This window comes from Novosphingobium sp. SG720, from assembly GCF_012275365.1.
Classification (GTDB): Bacteria; Pseudomonadota; Alphaproteobacteria; order Sphingomonadales; family Sphingomonadaceae; genus Novosphingobium; species Novosphingobium rhizosphaerae.
Map to the genome: position 1 here is coordinate 55,670 of NZ_JAAZQN010000002.1, position 17,876 is coordinate 73,545.

The window sequence follows — 17,876 nt, forward strand, 5'->3', positions numbered from 1 at the left end:
ACGCAAGGGGTCGCATGTTCGACCCTTGCCGCACGCGGCCCGTCGCCCACTGGCGATCGGCCGTGGGAGGCTTTGAAAAGCACTGGAACTCCATGTCCTATTTTTCCGACCTTGGCCTGGCCGAGCCGATTCTTCGCGCGCTTGAGACCAAGGGCTACAACGATCCAACCCCAATTCAGCAGCAATCCATTCCGGCCCTGCTGGAAGGGCGCGATCTGCTGGGCATTGCCCAGACCGGCACCGGCAAGACCGCCGCGTTCTCGCTGCCTTCGCTGCACCGCCTGGCCGCCGATCCCCAGCCGCGCAAGCCGGCGTCGTGCCGCATGCTCGTGCTGTCGCCCACGCGCGAACTGGCCGCGCAGATTGCCGACAACATGAAGGGCTATGCCAAGAACCTCAAGCTGTCGGTCGATTGCGTGTTCGGTGGCATCCCCATCAGCAAGCAGGCCCGCCGCCTGGTGCCGGGCGTCGACGTGCTGGTGGCCACCCCTGGCCGCCTGCTCGACCTGATCGACAACCGCGCGCTGACCCTGAGCCGGGTGGAAATCTTCGTGCTGGACGAAGCCGACCAGATGATGGACCTGGGCTTCATCCACGCACTCAAGCGGGTGGCCAACCTGCTGCCGGCCAAGCGCCAGAGCCTGTTCTTTTCCGCCACCATGCCCAAGTCGATCGAAGATCTGGGCAAGCAGTTCATCAAGAACCCGGTGCGCGTCGAAGTGGCCCCGCAATCGACCACGGTCGAACGCGTCGAACAGTTCGTCAGCTTCCTCAACCAGCCCGAAAAGCAGGCGCTGCTGTCGCTGACCGTGCGCCGCCTGCTTGCTGAAAAGCAGCTCGATCGCGGCATCGTGTTCACCCGCACCAAGCACGGTGCCGATCGCGTGGCCCGCAACCTGGCCGCCGCCGGCATCGATGCGCGCGCCATCCATGGCAACAAGAGCCAGGCCCAGCGCACCGCTGCGCTGGAGGCATTCCGCCAGGGTTCGTGCCCGATCCTGGTGGCGACCGACATCGCCGCGCGCGGCATCGACGTTTCGGGGGTGAGCCACGTGTTCAACTTCGAACTACCCAACGTGCCCGAACAATATGTCCACCGCATCGGCCGCACCGCGCGCGCCGGGGCCGATGGCGTGGCGATCAGCTTCTGCGCGCCCGATGAAAAGCCCTACCTGCGTGATATCGAACGCCTCACCAAGGTGAAGCCCGCTGTCATGCCGCTGCCGGAAAACTTCCTGGCCGATGCCGCGCGCCTGCCCGCGCCCAGCCGCCGCCCGGCGGATGAAGAACACGAAGCACGCCGTGACCACGGCCGGGGCCGCCCCGGTGTCGGTCGTGGAGAAGGCGGCCGCAGCGATGGCGGTCGTCGCGATGGTGGCCGTGGTGACGGCGCACGCCGCGATGGCGGACGCAGCCAGCCGGCCCGCGGCGATGCCCCGCGCCGTGACGGCACGGCCGCGCCGCGCCCCGAACGCCGCCCTGACGAGCGCGTGGCTGCCGATCGCAACGGCCAGGACCGTCGCCGCGAGGCGCCGCGCAGCGATGGCGCCAAGCGTGTCGATGCGCCCCGCGCCGACAATGCCCGGCACGAGGCCACCGGCGAAGCGGCGGCCAAGCGCCGCTTCCGCCCGCGTGGCCCCGCCACCACCGGCCAGCACCGCAACAAGGTGCGCCGCGTGGTCTGATCGCTTGGGTCATGCGGCCTGAACAAGGGCCCTGAACAGGAGGGGCGCGCGCCAATCGGCACGCGCCCCTTTTCATTGGCAGCTGGCGGCGCGGGAACCAAGCGAACCCGGCTGCATTCTGGCCACGGGCGCGCGACGCCATTTTTCGATCGGGCCGCGCGGGAAGGGTTTCCATGCAATCGACCAAGCTGACCGCGTTGGGCCGCGATGCCCGGGTCAATCGCTTCATTCTCACGCTGCTTTCGATCGGATTTGCCGCTTTGCTTGCCGGCCTTGGCGCGGCGCTGTGGACGCAGCAGCGCAACACCGACAGCGAGCGCTGGGTGGCCCATACGCTGGAGGTGCAGGCGCGCATCGGCGCCTTTGCCAGCAAGGCCGAACGCATGGAAACCGCGCGGCGCGGACGCCTGCTGAGCGACGATCCCGCCTTCAATGGCCTGTTCGACCAGGCGCTGGCCAGCGCAGTGGCCGATCTTGACGTGCTGCAGAAAAAGACCCTCGACAATGCCACGCAGGCCGCCAACATTCGCGTGATACGCCAGTTGCTGACCGACTATGTCGTGGCAGAACGGGCCGAGCGTGGCCGGGGCCGGAAAGCGCAGATCGCGCTGCGCCAAGACTTCTTCAACGATCCCGTGGTCGTGCACATCCGGCAGATCCGCAAGGCGGCCGATGCCATGGCCGACGAAGAGCGCAACCTGTTGCGCCAGCGCGAAGCGACGCAGACGCAGAACCTGCGTACGTTCAACCTGGTCCTGGCGGCAATCTGCCTGCTGATCCTGGCCGTGGCCAGCGCCACGATCCTGCTGGTGCGGCGCACGCTGCGCGAATTGCGGGCCTCGCGGCTCGAACTGAGCGCGCTCAACCTCGATCTTGAGCGCCTGGTCGACTCACGCACCACCGAATTGCAACGCGCCAACGCCGAGATCCAGCGCTTTGCCTATATCGTGAGCCACGACCTGCGCTCCCCGCTGGTCAATGTCATGGGCTTCACCGCCGAACTCGAAGCGGCCACGAAAGTGATTGCCCGCTCGCTCGACGATCCGGCACAGCCCGGCGCGACGACGCCTTCCAAGGAAGACGTGCGCCGGGCCGTTGCCGAAGACCTGCCCGAGGCGATCGGCTTCATCCGCAGTTCCACCCAGAAGATGGACCGGCTGATCAACGCCATCCTGCGCCTCTCGCGCGAAGGGCGGCGCACCCTGGCGCCCGAGGCGCTGGACCTCAACGTGGTGGTGCGCTCCATCGCCGATTCCATCCAGCACCGTCTGATGGAAACCGGCACGGCCCTGACCATCGCGCCACTGCCCACCGTGACGAGCGACCGCACCGCGGTGGAACAGATCCTGTCCAACCTCATGGAAAACGCACTCAAGTACCTGCAGCCTGGCCGTCCGGGTGAAATCCACATCAGCGGCAAGGCTGTGCGCGGGCGCGCCATCATCGAAGTGACCGACAACGGGCGCGGCATCGATCCGCGCGATCACGAGCGCATCTTCGACCTTTTCCGGCGCTCTGGCGTGCAGGACCAGCCAGGCGAAGGCATTGGCCTTGCGCATGTTCGCGCGCTTGCCTATCGCCTGGGCGGTGTGATCGAGGTGGTATCGGAACTGGGCCAAGGGGCTACATTCCGTGTCAATCTTCCGATCGAATGGAAAGGCGCGGAAAGCAATGGATAACCAACGTCCGGTCAACATCGTGATGATCGAAGACGACGAGGGCCATGCCCGTCTGATCGAGAAGAATATCCGCCGGGCGGGTATTTCCAACACGATCCACCATTTCGTCGATGGCACTTCGGCGCTCACGTTCCTGCTGGACGGCGAACACGGCCCCAGCCACAACGGCCCCGCGCTGGTGCTGCTCGATCTCAACCTGCCCGACATGAGCGGGATCGATATCCTTGCCCGGATCAAGAGCGATGCAGGCCCGCTGCGCCGCACGCCGGTGGTTGTGCTGACCACCACCGACGACAAGGTGGAAATCCAGCGCTGCTACGACCTGGGCTGCAACGTCTACATCACCAAACCGGTCAATTATGAAAGCTTTGCCGATGCGATCCGGCAGCTTGGCCTGTTCCTCTCGGTTATCCAGATACCGAGTGCGGAGGAGGTTTGACCCAACAGGCCCCGCGCATTCTCTACATCGACGACGACGAGGGGCTAAGGCGTCTCGTGGCGCGTGTGCTGGCGCGCAAGGGTTATGACGTCACCACCGCAGCCAGCGGAGATGAAGGCGTTGCGCTGACCACGCGCGAACGGTTCGATCTGGTTGCCGTCGATCACTACATGCCCGGCCGGGATGGCCTGTCCACGCTGGAAGCCTTGCGCGCGCTGCCCGATTGCCCGCCTGTGGTCTATGTCACCGGGTCGGAGGAAAGCCGGATTGCCGTGGCCGCGCTCAAGGCCGGGGCGCAAGACTATGTGGTCAAGGCGGTAGGCGAGGATTTCTTCGACCTTCTTGCCCAGAGTTTCGAGCAAGTGCTGGAAGCGGCCGCCCTGCGCGGCGCGCGCGATCGCGCCGAACAGGATCTGCGCGCCAGCAATGCCCGGCTGGAAACGCTGCTGCGCGAGGTGAACCACCGCGTGGCCAACAATCTGCAGATGGTCATGGCGTTCGTTTCGATGCAGGCGCGCAGCGTGGACAACGAGGCTGCGCGCGACGCGCTGCACCGCGCCCACCAACGCATTGCCACGATCGCCCAGGTCAACCGCCGCCTCTATACCACCAACGACGTGGAATTCGTGGCGATCGACGAATATCTCGCGGCCCTGGCGTCCGACATGGGCGATGCCTGGTCCGCCCAGCGGCCGCGCACGGTAACCGTGCATGCCGATCCGGTGCGGCTCAAGACCGATCTGGCCGTGACCATCGGCCTGGCGACCAACGAACTGGTCGGCAATGCCTGCAAATACGCCTATCCGGCCGATGAGGAAGGCGAAGTGCGCGTCACCCTGCACGTGGCGCCCGCCGAAGACGATGCCGCGCCGCACCTGACGCTGTGCGTGGAAGACGATGGCCAGGGCATGCCCGCCGACGGCGCCGTCCAGGGCACCGGCCTTGGCACGCGGCTGATCGACGCGCTCACGCGGTCGCGCGGGGCAAAGCTGGTGCACGGCGCGGCCCATCAAGGCAAAGCGCGGCCGGGCACCCGTGCCTGCCTGACGCTGAAACTGGCCAGCGACGACTTGTGCCTTGCCGAGACACAGCCGCTGGATTTCGATATCTAGCGCTTGCCGGCAGGTCCATTCGTGATACTCATGCTATCACGAATAAACTCCCTATCATTTCTGACGCCGAAAGAGGCCGGTAATGGGCAAGAAGCGCAAGCGTCAGGCGGAAAAAGCCGCCGATGAAGGTTTTGCCGGAGCAGTAATGGCCCTGCTGGGCCAGGCCATGGGGGATTCGGCCGTGGCCCGCTGCACCCTGTCGATCGACAAGATCGCCGGCCTGGCGCGCCTCGCCACCAGCGCCGCCGATGGCCGTACGGCTACGCGGGACATCATCGGCCCCGGCCTCACTCTGCCCGAACCGGTTGCCGATGCACCCGAAGCGCCCGCGGCATTGGCCGGGCGCGGCGCGGCGGCGCGAGCGGCGCGCGATGCGTCCATCGTCGCCCTGGCGGCCCGCGGCCTGACCCAGACCGAGACGGCGCGCGTGCTTTCGGTATCCCAGGCGCTGGTGTCCAAAGTGCTGCGCGCGTCAACCCAGGATCGTCAACCCAGGGCCGCTGGGCGCGCGGATCAGTAATCGATCGCCCAGGTGGCGCAGGCCGGATCAGCGGCCACCACCTGGCGGCGCAGCGCGGCGCGCGCCAGCCGCTCCACCTCCACCTTGCGACGCGCGGCCGCCAGCGGCAGGCTGGGCGCGGGCCGCAGGATTTCCGCGTCATAACCATCGGCCACGATGATCCCGCAGGCTTCGGGCAGAAAAGCCGGGTCGTTAAGCACGCCGCGATCCAGGTGCGGCGCCAGCCCCCAATAGAAGCGATCGCAATGATCCAGGTATTCAGGCCACTTGGCATCGCCCAGCAGATCGGCGCGGCTGACCTTGATTTCCACGATCACCACCCGCCCCTTGCCATCGATGCCCATCAGATCGGCGCGGCGGCCATTGCGCAGCGGCATTTCCGCCAGGCACCAGATATCGTTGCGGGCAAACAGCCGGGCAATCCCGCGCGCAACCGCAGCGGCATCGGCCAGCGCCGGCACGGCCGCCGCATCAACAGGTGGCACGGGCGAGGAAGGGACGAGAATCGAATCGGGCATGGCGCCAGATTAGGAACATAATGCGAACAGGTAAAGCCGCGCCGCCTATCGCTGCGGCTTGAGATTGAGCGGCGGGATCAATTCGAGCAGCGTGGCGCGGGCAGTGTCGAATTCCTGCCACAGCACTTGCGCGGCGCGGCGCAGCCCATCGGGCGGCGTCCGTCCCTGCGCGGCCAGCAGCGCGCGCAGCCCGGGTTGCAGGATCGCGGCCAGATCCTCGATCCCCTGGCGCGCGCGTTCGGCCCGCCATCCACCGGTGGAGCGCATGATCGCCGGGAAGTTTCGTACATCGGGGCGCAGCGGTTCGGGCCCGCGCCCGGCAAGCATGGCCACGGCGCGGGCCGCTTCGTGCAGCGCGATCCACACCGTGTCGAGTGGCGAAGTGCCCGCCGCCCGCGCCCGCGCGACCAGGCGATCGGCACCCAGCACGTCGGGCGCGCCGACCGGCAGCGCCTGGCCCGGCGCGGCATGGCCTGTCGCCGCCTGGCGGAACGACTGGAAGGGGGGCTGTTCCATGCGGAAAGGCTAAGGTGCGACTGTTAACGGATTCCTAATTTTGTGCCGTGTGTTTGCCCCGCCCGCCAGCGCTGCAAAAAGCGCTGGCAAGCCCCGCCCCGCGCTGCTAGGGCGCCTCCTCACGCACCCGTAGCTCAGCTGGATAGAGTACTGCCCTCCGAAGGCAGGGGTCACAGGTTCGAATCCTGTCGGGTGCGCCATTTCCCCCCTTTCATCGGCAAGACAAGGGCTTGGGCCAAGTGCCCGGGCTGTGGCGTCATGCGCAGGCGCGCGCCCTGCGACTGCACCCCGCGTATTTGTGCTTAAGCCGATCCGAAAACAAATTCACCGTTAACACGGCATGTCGGCACGCGAATGAAGTTCAGCGGACCGAATCCAGCAGTATTGGTGAATATACTTAGCAGTCATCGTAATTGATCCCATATTGTGCCGATTCGATCAATTTTGCATAAAGCCGCCGAACCTCGTGAAAAATTGCGCTGCCCGGCATCCCGCCTGGCGGCCCGGTATACCTGGCGGCCTTTTTTGCGCGAGCGGGGACGGTGCGCCATGTTCTTTTCAACGCCCTGAGGTGTCAAGAAATGGCGAACATCAACGTCACCGTGTCGACCTACAATGCCAACAAGCCCTATGTCTCGGCCGACACCTACACGCTGGCCGATACCGGTGCCAATATCGCCGCCTTGAGCGCGGCCGATTTTGGCGATCTGGCCACCAACGGCATTGCCAAGATCAACGCGACGGACAACGTCCTCTCGCTTACCGTGGCGCAGTACCAGGCGCTTGGCGATGTCACGCTGGCGGCAGGCGACGTGATCACGCTGGCCGATACCGGCGCCCACATCGCCGCGCTGTCTGCCACCGACATTGACGGCCTGGCCGACGCCGGGATCGACAAGATCGACGCCTCCGACAATGCGCTCTCGCTGACCGTGGCGCAGTACCAGGCCCTGGGCACCGTGGCGCTCACCAGCAGCGACACCGTCACGCTCACCGGCACGGGCACCACGCTGTCTGCGCTTTCGGCCACCGACATCGCCGCGCTGGCCGACGCCGGGGTGGACCAGCTCGACGCGACCAACAATGTCCTGTCGCTGACGCTCGCCCAATACCAGGCGCTCGGCACGGTGACCGTGGCTGCCAACGACGTGCTCACCCTGTCGGGAACGGGGGCCAGCATCGGCGCGCTGAGCGTGGCGCAGATCGCGGGCCTCGCCGCTTCGGGCTTTGACAAGATCAACGCCACCGACAACGTCCTGACGCTGAGCGTGGCGCAATACCAGGCGCTCGGCACGGTGCAGCTGGTCGCCGGCGACGTGATCACGCTGGGCGACACCGGCGCCAACATCGCCGCCCTGCCCAGTTCTGCCTTTGCCGCGCTGGCCGATGCCGGAATCGACAAGATCGACGCCACCGACAACGTGCTGCACCTGACCGTGGCCCAGTTCGAAGGCCTGGGCACGGTGGAACTGACCGGTGGCGATCTCGTCACCCTCGCCGATAGCGGCGCCAATATCGCTGCGCTTTCCGCGGCAACGCTGGCAACCCTGGCCAGCGCCGGGGTGGATGCGATCGACGCCACCGACGATGCGCTGAGCCTGAGCGTGTCGCAGGCACAGGCGCTGGGCAGCGTCAGCCTCACCGGTGTCGACGCGCTCACCCTTGCCGACACCGGCGCCAACCTTGCCGCGCTGACCCCGGCGGAACTGGCCCAGCTCGCCAGCGCCGGGTTCGACACGATCGACGCCACCGACGGCGCCCTCACCTTGTCCCTGGACCAGATCGCGGCACTGGGTACCATGGCCCTGACGCCGGCCAACACGGTCATCGCCGCAGCGACCATGGCAGAAATCGCCGCGCTTTCGGCGTCCGACATTGGCGCGCTCGGCCAAGCCGGGGTGGACCTGCTTGGGCCCAGCGATGGCCAGCCGGCGCTTTCCGTGGCGCAGGCGCAGGCCGTTGTCGACGCCGGGCTGTGGTTCACCAACCACACCGCCGTGCTCACCGACAGCTCGGCCGCGATCGAGGCGCTGGGCGGCACCGCGCTCGAAGACTTCTACTTGCGCGGCATCACCCAGATCGACGCCCTCGACAATGTCCTGGCGCTGAGCGTGGAACAGATCCTGGCGGTGGACAATGCCGGTACCGACCTGACCGGGGCCGACGTCGTCACCCTGGCCGACGCGGGCACCGCCCTCGCCGCGCTGTCGGCCGCGACGATCGATGCGCTGGCCCAATTGGGCGTGGACAAGTTCGACGCTGCCGACAATGTCCTCGCGCTCACCGTGGCGCAGGTCCAGGCGCTCGACACCATTGCCCTCACCGCGGCCGACACCATTACCCTGGCCGATACCGGCGCCCACATCGCCGCACTCAGCGCTGCCGATATCGCCGCGCTGGCCGGGCTGGGCGTCGATACGATCCATGCCACGGGCGGCACGCTGTCGCTCACCGTGGCCCAGGCGCAAGCGCTTGGTGCAGTCAGCCTGACCGCTGCCGATACCGTGACCCTGGACGATACGGCCGCCCATATCGAAGCGCTCACCGCCAACCAGATCGCCGCGCTCGCCACCGCCGGGATCGATACGCTTTCGGCCACCGGCGGCACGCTCGCGCTCACCGTGGCGCAAGCCCAGGCCCTGGGCTCGATCGCGCTGGCCCCGGCCACCACCGTCACGCTGGCCGATACCGGCGCCCATATCGCCGCGCTGTCGGCCACGGCGCTCGCCGCGCTGGTCACCGCCGGGATCGACGCGGTGGACGCCAGCGACGATGCGCTCGCGCTCACGGTGGCCCAGGCGGAATCCCTGGTCAGCGTGCCCGTTTCGGGCAGCGACACCATCACCCTGGCCGACAGCGGCGCCCATATCGCTGCGCTGACCACGGCCGATTTTGCCGCACTGGCTGCCCGCGGCTTCACCACGATCGACGCCACCGACAATGCGCTCACGCTCTCGCTCGAACAGGCGCAAGGGCTTGGCGGGCTGGCGCTGACCGCCGGTGATCTGGTCACGGTAGAGGCCAGCGGCGCACAATTTGCCGCGCTCACGGCGCAGGATTTCACCGACTTGGCGGCACTTGGCGTCGATGCGCTGTCCACCAGCGATCACGTTCTCTCGCTGACCGTGGCACAATTCCAGGCGCTCGGTGGCCTTGCCCTCGCCGCTGCCGACACGGTGACTCTGACCGATACCGGTGCCAACATCGCCGCGCTGAGCGCTGCCGACATTGCCGCCCTGGACGGGCTGGGCATCGATGCCATCCATGCCACGGGCGGCGCCCTGCCGCTCACCGTGCTGCAGGCGCAAGCGCTTGGTTCCGTCAGCGTGACGGCGGCAGATACCGTGATCCTGGCCGATACCGCCGCGCATATCGAGGCGCTCACCGCCCACGAGATCACCGCGCTCGCCACCGCCGGGATCAATACGATCGACAGCGACAGCAACGCGCTTTCGCTTTCTGCCGCGCAGGCCCAGGCGCTGGGCACCATCGGCCTTATCGCCGACGACGTGGTGACTCTGGACGATGCCGGCGCTGATATCGCCGCGCTTTCTGCAGCGACTCTGGCCGCGCTCGCTGCCGCCGGGATCGACGCGGTGAATGCCAGCGACGACGCGCTGCATCTTTCCGTGGCACAGGCCGATGCCCTGGCCGGCGTGGCCCTTACCGCCGGCGACACCGTCACCCTTGCCGACACCAGCGCCCATATCGCCGCCCTCGACACTGCTGCCCTTGCTGCATTGGCCGGACGCGGGATCGACGCGATCGACGCCAGCGACGACGAACTTGCCCTTTCGCTCGCCCAGGTGCAGGCGCTTGGCAGCATGGCCCTGACGGCCGGCGATACGGTCACCGTGGTGGCCACCGGCGCAGAGTTTGCCGCGCTGACCGCGCAGGACTTTACCGATCTGGCCGCACTGGGCGTCGATGCGCTGTCCACCAGTGACCATGTCCTCTCGCTAACCGTGGCACAGGCCCAGGCGCTCGGTGGCCTGTCGCTGGCGCCATCCGACACCATCACGCTGACCGATGCCGCTGCCACGATCGAAGCGCTGTCTGCCAGCGACCTGGCCGATCTTGTCGCAATGGGCGTGGACGCGGTTGCGGCCACCAGCGGCGTTCTGGAACTGAGTGCGGCGCAGGCCCTGGCCTTGACCGGCGCCACCTTTGCGCAGGGCGGCATCGTGATCGACAGCGCCGCCGCGCTGGAAAATCTCGATACGACGCAATGGGCGGCCCTGGCAGCGCTCGGCACGACCGCGGTGGACGTGACGGGCAACGCCATCACGCTCGATGTCGCCAAAGTGCTCGCCATGGGCACGCTCGGCTTTGGCAGCGACGTGCTGACCGTGGCCGACAGTGGCGCCGCCCTGGCAGCGCTCACGCCCACCCAGCTGGCCGCGATCGCCGACAAGGGCAACGTGGTGCTCGACGCCACCGACGATGTCCTGGTGCTCGATCATGCGCAGTTCGTGGCCAGCCAACTGCTGGCCTTCGCCAACGGCGATGCCGTCTCGATCGCCGATAGTGCGCAAGCCCTGCATGCGCTCTCGGCCGAGGATATCAGCCTGATCGCGGCGCGGGGAGTGATCAGCATTGCGGCCACCGATGGGCCGCTGGTCTGGTCGCTGGAGCAGGTTCTGGCCCTGGGCAACACCTATATCGCCGATGGCACGGTGGCGATCGTCCGCCTCACGCCGGCCGAACTCGCCGATCTCTCGGCCCAGGACTTGTCCCAGCTGGCCGACTACGGGATCGATACCCTCACCACCAGTGACGCAGCGCCGGTCCTGACGGTGGCGCAGTTCCAGGCGTTGGGCACGGTCACGCTCCTGGCGCAAGACAGCGTCACGCTGGCCGATACCGGCGCCCATCTCGCCGCGCTCGCCACCACTGACATTGCAGACCTCAAGGTGGCCGGGATCGACGTCCTGCTTGCCACCGATGGTATGCTCGCGCTCAACCTGGCACAGATCGAGGCGCTCGATGGCGTGGCGGTCGATGGCAGCACCACGTTCATCCTGGCCGATACCGGCGCCACGATCGGCGGTCTGTCCACGGCGGATCTCGACACGCTCAACGCCATCGGTGTCAACCGCATCGACGCGACCAACGACGCGCTGACGCTGCAGGTCGACCAGTTCTTTGCGCTGGGCAACCTGGCCCTGGCCGCCGACGACACGGTGACCGTGCAAGGCAGCGCGGAACAGATCGGCGCGCTGAGCACCAGCGACATCGCCGCGATGATCGACGAGGGCGTGGCGCGGCTGAGCGTGACAGACGGGGCCGTGACTTTCAGCCTCGCCCAGTTCAACGCCGTGGCGGACCTGATCCTGGCCGCGCCCGATGGTATCATCCTGGCCGACAGTGGCGAAGTGCTCTTCGCGCTGAGCGCGCAGGCCTGGCTCGACAGTGTTGCCAACGGCGTGATTTCGGTGGATGTCACGCAGGGCGTGCTGGTCTTGACGCTCGACACGTTCGGCGCGATCGACGACGGCGCCACGTTGACGGCGGACAGCGACGTGATCCTGTCGGTTTCCGCGCAAGACATGGCATCGCTCGGCACCGTGGACCTCGCCTATCTCGCCACCCATGGCATCGACGCGCTGGCCGGCGCGGGCGGCGTCCTTTCGCTTGATCTTGCGCAGCTCAACGCGCTTGACGGGATTGCGCTGACCCCCGCCGATACGGTTTCGCTCGTGCTCACCCCCGTGCAGTTGGCAGACTTGGCGCCTGCCGACCTGCAGGCGCTTGCCAGCCTGGGTGTCGACGTGCTCGACCTTGGCAACCAGAGCGCCACGATCACGCTCGATCAGGCAGACGCTCTGGGCAGCCTCACCATCGCGGCCGCGGACCTCGCGGTGGAAGATGCGGCCGACCTCATTGCCAATCGCACCCCTGCCCAGCTTGCCGACCTGGTCGATCTGGGCGTCACCCATATCGATGCCTTCGACGGCACGCTGTGGCTGGACGTGGACCAGTGGGCCACCCTGCACGCGGCTGGCGTCACGCTGACCGATGCTGACGGGGTCGTGCTGCTCGATTCGGCAGAGGCCCTGGCCGCGCTATCCGTGGCGCAGATCGCTGCGCTGGGCAGCGAAGGCTTTACCGCGATCGAGGCCAGCGATGCCCAGCTGACGCTGTCGCTGGAACAGGCGCAGGCCCTGGGTGACGTGGTGCTGGGCGATGGCCAGCCGGTGGTCGTGTCGGCCAGTGGCGCGGCGCTCGGCGCCCTTTCGGCCGCTGACCTGGCAGGCCTGGTCGCAAGCGGCGTGGATCGCATCAATGCCACCGACGATGCGCTGGTGCTGAACCTGGCGCAACTGGCCGCGCTGGACACCGCGGCGCTGACGGCAAACGATACGGTGACGCTGGAGGCCACGGGCACCGCGCTGGCGGCGCTGTCGACCTCGAACCTTGCCGACCTGGTTGCGCGCGGCATTGACCTCATCGCCCTGTCGAACGGGGCGGCAACGCTATCGCTGGGCCAGTTGCTTGCGCTCGACGGGGTGCATTTTGCCGCCGAGACCACTGTCACGCTCGCGGCCGATAGCGCCACGATCGCCGGCATGTCCGACAACGATATCGCCCTGCTGCGCGACATGGGCCTGACCGGCATCGCCGTGACCGACCACGACCTGAGCCTGTCGGTGCTCAAGGCCGATGAATTGTCCGGCTTGGCCTGGGATGCGCAGGCACGCCTCACGCTGGTCGACAGCGGTGCTGTCATCACCGATTACCTGGCCGAATACCCGGCAGATTTCCATTCGCTGCCAATCGTGCGTCTCGATGCCACCGACAATTCCTTCACGCTGTCGCTGGCCCAGCTTGCCGCGATCGAGGGCATCGCCGTCGGTGCCGACGATTATATCGAGATCGCCGATACCGGTGCCCACCTTGCCGCCCTGACCAGCGCCGAGATCGACGCGCTGGCCGCGCGCAAAGTGGTGCTGATCGACGCCACCGACGGCGCCCTGACGCTATCACTCGATACCTGGGCAAGCTTTCGCGAAAATGTGATCGGCTTCACGCAAGGCAGCCATGTGGTCGTGGCAGACAGCGGCGCGGCGCTGGCCCAGTTCGGCAACGATGCCCTGGCCGCGCTGGGTGACAGCGGCGTCACTCGCTTCGATGCAAGCGACGATGTGCTGGTCCTGTCCTATGACCAGTTCCTGTTGCTCGATGAAGTGGCGCTTACCGCGCAGGACACGGTGAAGGTGTGGTTCAACGGCGATACCCTGGCCACGCTTACCACCGACGATATCGCCACGCTGGTCGCCGCCGGGGTGGACATGGTCACCGCGCTGGCCCCGTCGCTGACCGTCGACCTGGCCACGCTGGCCAATCTGGCGGTGGAAGGCCTGGCGCTCGATCCCGAAATCGTCGCGCGCCTGGCAGTCGTCGCCGACGAGATCGCTGACGCCTCGCCCGAGGAACTGGCGTTCCTGGCCGAAGCAGGGGTCGATGTGGTGCACGTGTCGGGCGCCCTGTCGCTTTCGGTCGCCCAGTTTGCCGCGCTCGGCGCGGTGGAAATCGAAGCCGGGGACGGCCTGAGCCTGACCGACGAAGGCGCGGTCATCGCGGCCCTTGCGCCCGAAGCGCTGGCCGCCCTGGCCAGTGGCGGGGTGGGCATGATCGATGCCACCGATGGCGTTGTCCATCTCACGCTCGATCAACTCGATGTCATGGGATCGATCTATGTCGCGGGCAACGATCTGGCCGTGGTCGATCTCACCGCGCAGCAGGCGGCCGATCTCAACAATGAAACCCGCGCGCTGCTGGGGCTGCATGGCATCGACGCCATTGCCGTCACCCAGGGCACGTTGTCGCTCGGCCTGGCCGATCTGGCGCGCTACAACGAATTCCCCTTCGTGGGCGGCAATGTGGTGCTGGCCGAAAGCGGTGCCACGCTGGGCGGCCTTTCGACATACGACTTTGCCGATCTGGCCGAGCGCGGCATCACCGCGCTCAATGCCACCGACGACGCCCTGGTGCTGTCGCTGGCCCAGTTCGTGGCGCTGGGCGCGATCACGCTGACCAGCGCCGATGACGTGACGATCATCGCCACGGCGGCCGATCTGGCCGCGCTATCGCCGTCGGTCTATGCCGCGATGAGCGCATCGGGCGTGGACAATGTGGAAGTGTCGGGCGGGGCCCTGCAATTGAGCGCGGCCCAGGCGGCCGAACTCGGCAATGTCCAGCTTTCGAGCAGCGCGCCGATCACGCTGGTCGATACCGGGGCGGCGATCGCCGCGCTCAGTGCCGATACCATCGGCGGCCTCGCCGGCTCGGGCATCACGGCGATCGACGCCACCACCGGGATCACGATCAACGCCGTCAAGTACGAGGCGCTGGGCGGGATCAGCTTTGCCCTGTCCGACGTGGTGACCGTGGCCTCCAACCACAGCTTCACCATGGCCGCCGATGTCGACAACGTGACGCTCAGCGGCAGCAAGAACCTGCTGGTGACCGGCAACAGCGGCGCCAACGTCATTACCGGCAACGCCGGCCGCAACACCCTGGACGGCGGGGCGGGCAACGATCGCCTGATCGGCGGCGCCGGGCGCGACGTGCTGACCGGCGGCGCGGGGGCCGACAAGTTCATCTTCCGCGATGGCGATTTCGGCGGCAACACCGCTTCCACCGCCGATCGGATCACCGATTTCTCGCATGGATCGAGGGATCTGGTGTCGTTGATCGGGGTGGACGCCAACAGCAACACGGTGGGCGACGATGCCTTTGCATGGATCGGCACCAGCACGTTCCACCACGTGGCCGGCGAACTGCGCTTCACCCAGGTTTCGGGCAACACCTATGTTCAGGGCGATACCAATGGCGATGGGGTGTCGGACTTCTGGATCCGGCTCGATGGGCTGGTCAATCTTCAGGCGTCCGATTTCCAGCTTTGACGCGGGAAACAGGGGGCGCAACGAAGGGGGAGGCTATATGCCTCCCCCTTTTTTGATTGCATTCGATCAAAAGCGATCATGATCGCTTGATGCCCTCTCCCCTTTCGTTCCCGGCCGTGATAGGCCCGGCGCAACGACGAGCGATGGATGGCCAGATGATCATTTCCGCACCCACCGATTTCCGGGCCGCGGCGCAGCGGCGCCTGCCGCCTTTCCTGTTCCACTATATCGATGGTGGATCGGGCGCGGAAACCACGCTGCGCCGGAACGAGGCCGATCTCCAGGCGCTGTCCGTCCGCCAGAACGTGCTGCGCGACGTGGCCGGGCTGTCCACCGCAACCACGCTGTTTGGCGAAGACATGGCCCTGCCGGTAGTGCTGGCGCCGGTGGGCCTCACCGGTATGTATGCGCGGCGCGGCGAAGTGCAGGCTGCGCGCGCCGCGGCCGCCCATGGCGTGCCGTTCACGCTTTCCACCGTGTCGGTCTGTCCGCTGGAAGAAGTGCAGGCGCAGTGCCCCCGGCCGATCTGGTTCCAGCTCTATGTGCTCAAAGACCGCGGCTTCATGCGCGCCGTGCTGGAACGCGCCAAGGCGGCCGGCATCAAGACGCTGGTGTTCACGGTCGATATGCCGCTGCCCGGCTCGCGCTATCGCGATGCGCATTCGGGCATGTCGGGCGCGCGGGCGCCCTTGCGCCGCATGGTCCAGGCCATGACCCATCCGGCCTGGGCCTGGGACGTGGGCCTGCGCGGGCGGCCGCACGACCTGGGCAATATCTCGCGCTACATGGGCAAGCCCATGGCGCTGGGCGATTACATCGGCTGGCTGGCCGCCAATTTCGATCCGGCCATCGGGTGGAAGGACCTGGAATGGATTCGCGCCTTCTGGGACGGGCCGATGGTGGTGAAGGGCATTCTCGAACCCGATGATGCGCGCGATGCGGTGCGCTTTGGCGCCGATGGCCTCGTCGTGTCCAACCATGGCGGCCGCCAGTTGGATGGCACGCTGTCATCGGTGGCGGCCCTGCCGCGCATTGCCGACGCGGTGAAAGGCGATTTGCGCATCCTGGCCGATTCAGGCGTGCGCACCGGGCTCGACGTGGTGCGCATGATCGCCAGCGGTGCCGACGCGGTGATGCTGGGCCGCGCGTTCATCTATGCCCTGGCCGCGCGGGGCGAAGCCGGCGTCGGCCAGTTGCTCGACCTGATCGGACGCGACATGCGCGTGACCATGGCACTTACCGGCGCGCGCACCCTGGCCGATCTGGGGGCCCACACCCTGGCGTGAGCCAGACGGTCAGCCGCCCCAGTCCCTGATCCGCCGGCGCAGCGGCGGATCGAGCGTGCCCAGGTTGCGCATCGCCAGCATCGCCGAAAGCACCGACAGGTGTGCCCCGGCCAGCCGCGCCGGCGTATGCCCGGTGAACAGCCGCACTTCGCGGATCATGTGGGACTGGTCATAGAAATGGTCGGCCACGGCCGCTGCCCGCTGCGGCGTGATCGCCGGATCGCTGAGCAGGGCCGCCGCGCGCAGGGCACGATATTGGCGGGCAAGCTGCTTGGGCGGCAATCCGAAATAGCGATCGACCAGGCGTTGCAACTGGCGCGGCGAATAGAACGCACCGCCATAGAGATCATCCAGCACCGGTGACATCGTGCGGCCCAGCCAGGCCAGCACTGCTTCGACCAGGCGCACATGCGCATCGGGCAAGGCGTGCAGCCGCGCGCGCAGCACCGGCGCGCTGCGCGCCACCATCTCGGTCAGCGTCAGCGGCTGCACGCCGTGGGCCTGGGCCAGGTCTTCACCCAGGCGGCGTACCGGGCTGCCCAGCAAGGTGCCGGCCTCGCGCAGGCGGTTGCCGTGCTCGGCCGCCGAGAGGCCGCCGGTCAACGCCGCCCAGCCGAGCGGGGACAACGACGCGCCGAACAGATGCCAGGGCCCGGCCATCTCGATCCGCGCCGCTGCCGAAAGCGGGGTCAGCAGGCTGGCCCGGCAACTGGCGTCCGCCGCGCCGCCCACGGTGTGCAACGTGCCCGCGCCACGCAGGAAAAAGACCAGCACGCCAGGGCCGGCCGGCTGCGCGGCGACCAGGTGGGCGGCGTGGGACCGCATCTCGAAAAACATGGTCACGTAGCGGGCCAGGTCTGGCGGCGCGGGTTGATAGGCCATGTCGAACCGGGCCCCGTCAAACCCGGCCATGTCGCCCGGTTGCGGGATGGACCAGCCCCCGTTCATGCCTGACCGGTCCCGTGCCGATCTGGCGCGGAGCGATCCTGCACAGGCCCATTTTGCACCAAGTCGTGCTGTGATCTTTTGCGAAGCCCCATCGGCAGCAGCGATCACCCAGGCCACTGTCATGTCAAGGCAAAGTGGCCGATACTTCGAGAATGGATGAAAAAACGGCGACCCAGCCCAAGGGCCAAGCCGCCGTGAAGTGGAGAACTCGATACATCGCTGCACCGAGCCCTTCGGGTCGCAATGCGGAACTAGGCGATAGGC

At 67.3% G+C, this 17,876-nt stretch carries 10 protein-coding genes and 1 tRNA gene; 8 read left to right on the forward strand and 3 right to left on the reverse strand.

Annotated elements, in window-relative coordinates; genetic code table 11:
• Positions 1-92 precede the first annotated feature (92 nt).
• From FHW94_RS09665 to FHW94_RS09685, 5 genes are all read left to right on the forward strand, one after another.
• On the forward strand, positions 93-1,685 hold the full coding sequence (locus FHW94_RS09665; RefSeq protein ID WP_168555638.1) for a DEAD/DEAH box helicase: 1,593 nt from the start codon (positions 93-95) through the stop codon (positions 1,683-1,685).
• Between the two features lie 173 nt (positions 1,686-1,858).
• Positions 1,859-3,364, forward strand: coding sequence for a sensor histidine kinase (locus FHW94_RS09670; RefSeq protein WP_168555639.1), 1,506 nt, complete (start codon positions 1,859-1,861; stop codon positions 3,362-3,364).
• Positions 3,357-3,803: a response regulator gene (locus FHW94_RS09675; protein ID WP_168555640.1), complete on the forward strand. Its 447-nt coding sequence runs from the start codon at positions 3,357-3,359 to the stop codon at positions 3,801-3,803. The genes FHW94_RS09670 and FHW94_RS09675 overlap by 8 nt, the downstream gene beginning before the upstream one ends.
• Positions 3,800-4,915, forward strand: a complete 1,116-nt coding sequence (locus FHW94_RS09680; RefSeq protein ID WP_168555641.1) for a response regulator — start codon at positions 3,800-3,802, stop codon at positions 4,913-4,915. Before FHW94_RS09675 ends, FHW94_RS09680 begins: the two co-directional genes overlap by 4 nt.
• Before the next feature lie 82 nt (positions 4,916-4,997).
• Positions 4,998-5,435 (forward strand): hypothetical protein, encoded by a 438-nt coding sequence (locus tag FHW94_RS09685; protein WP_168555642.1) that lies wholly within the window; start codon positions 4,998-5,000, stop codon positions 5,433-5,435.
• Here FHW94_RS09685 and FHW94_RS09690 read toward each other — a convergent pair.
• Positions 5,429-5,953: an MmcB family DNA repair protein gene (locus FHW94_RS09690; protein WP_168555643.1), complete on the reverse strand. Its 525-nt coding sequence runs from the start codon at positions 5,951-5,953 to the stop codon at positions 5,429-5,431. The two genes, FHW94_RS09685 and FHW94_RS09690, sit on opposite strands and share 7 nt — an antisense overlap.
• A gap of 45 nt (positions 5,954-5,998) precedes the next feature.
• Positions 5,999-6,469 (reverse strand): hypothetical protein, encoded by a 471-nt coding sequence (locus FHW94_RS23230; protein ID WP_246866051.1) that lies wholly within the window; start codon positions 6,467-6,469, stop codon positions 5,999-6,001.
• A 123-nt stretch (positions 6,470-6,592) separates the two neighbouring features.
• Here FHW94_RS23230 and FHW94_RS09700 point away from each other — a divergent pair.
• The 3 genes from FHW94_RS09700 to lldD all read left to right on the forward strand — a co-directional run bounded on the left by FHW94_RS09700 (position 6,593) and on the right by lldD (position 16,664).
• A tRNA-Arg gene (locus tag FHW94_RS09700) sits at positions 6,593-6,669 on the forward strand.
• Between the two features lie 381 nt (positions 6,670-7,050).
• Positions 7,051-15,378 (forward strand): hypothetical protein, encoded by an 8,328-nt coding sequence (locus tag FHW94_RS09705; protein ID WP_168555596.1) that lies wholly within the window; start codon positions 7,051-7,053, stop codon positions 15,376-15,378.
• Positions 15,379-15,533: 155 nt separating this feature from the next.
• On the forward strand, positions 15,534-16,664 hold the full coding sequence (gene lldD, locus FHW94_RS09710) for an FMN-dependent L-lactate dehydrogenase LldD (RefSeq protein ID WP_168555644.1): 1,131 nt from the start codon (positions 15,534-15,536) through the stop codon (positions 16,662-16,664).
• A 9-nt stretch (positions 16,665-16,673) separates the two neighbouring features.
• On the opposite strand, the gene FHW94_RS09715 is transcribed toward lldD, so the two are convergent.
• A complete protein-coding gene (locus FHW94_RS09715) occupies positions 16,674-17,612 on the reverse strand; it encodes a helix-turn-helix domain-containing protein (RefSeq protein WP_168555645.1) in 939 nt (312 codons plus the stop codon).
• Positions 17,613-17,876: the final 264 nt, after the last annotated feature.

Bases quoted from the DNA above. Each gene is read 5' to 3' on its own strand.
- FHW94_RS09685 (WP_168555642.1), top strand. From the start codon at position 4,998: ATGGGCAAGAAGCGCAAGCGTCAGGCGGAAAAAGCCGCCGATGAAGGT.
- FHW94_RS09690 (WP_168555643.1), bottom strand. From the start codon at position 5,953: ATGCCCGATTCGATTCTCGTCCCTTCCTCGCCCGTGCCACCTGTTGAT.
- lldD (WP_168555644.1), top strand. From the start codon at position 15,534: ATGATCATTTCCGCACCCACCGATTTCCGGGCCGCGGCGCAGCGGCGC.
- FHW94_RS09665 (WP_168555638.1), top strand. From the start codon at position 93: ATGTCCTATTTTTCCGACCTTGGCCTGGCCGAGCCGATTCTTCGCGCG.
- FHW94_RS23230 (WP_246866051.1), bottom strand. From the start codon at position 6,469: ATGGAACAGCCCCCCTTCCAGTCGTTCCGCCAGGCGGCGACAGGCCAT.
- FHW94_RS09705 (WP_168555596.1), top strand. From the start codon at position 7,051: ATGGCGAACATCAACGTCACCGTGTCGACCTACAATGCCAACAAGCCC.
- FHW94_RS09715 (WP_168555645.1), bottom strand. From the start codon at position 17,612: ATGAACGGGGGCTGGTCCATCCCGCAACCGGGCGACATGGCCGGGTTT.
- FHW94_RS09670 (WP_168555639.1), top strand. From the start codon at position 1,859: ATGCAATCGACCAAGCTGACCGCGTTGGGCCGCGATGCCCGGGTCAAT.
- FHW94_RS09675 (WP_168555640.1), top strand. From the start codon at position 3,357: ATGGATAACCAACGTCCGGTCAACATCGTGATGATCGAAGACGACGAG.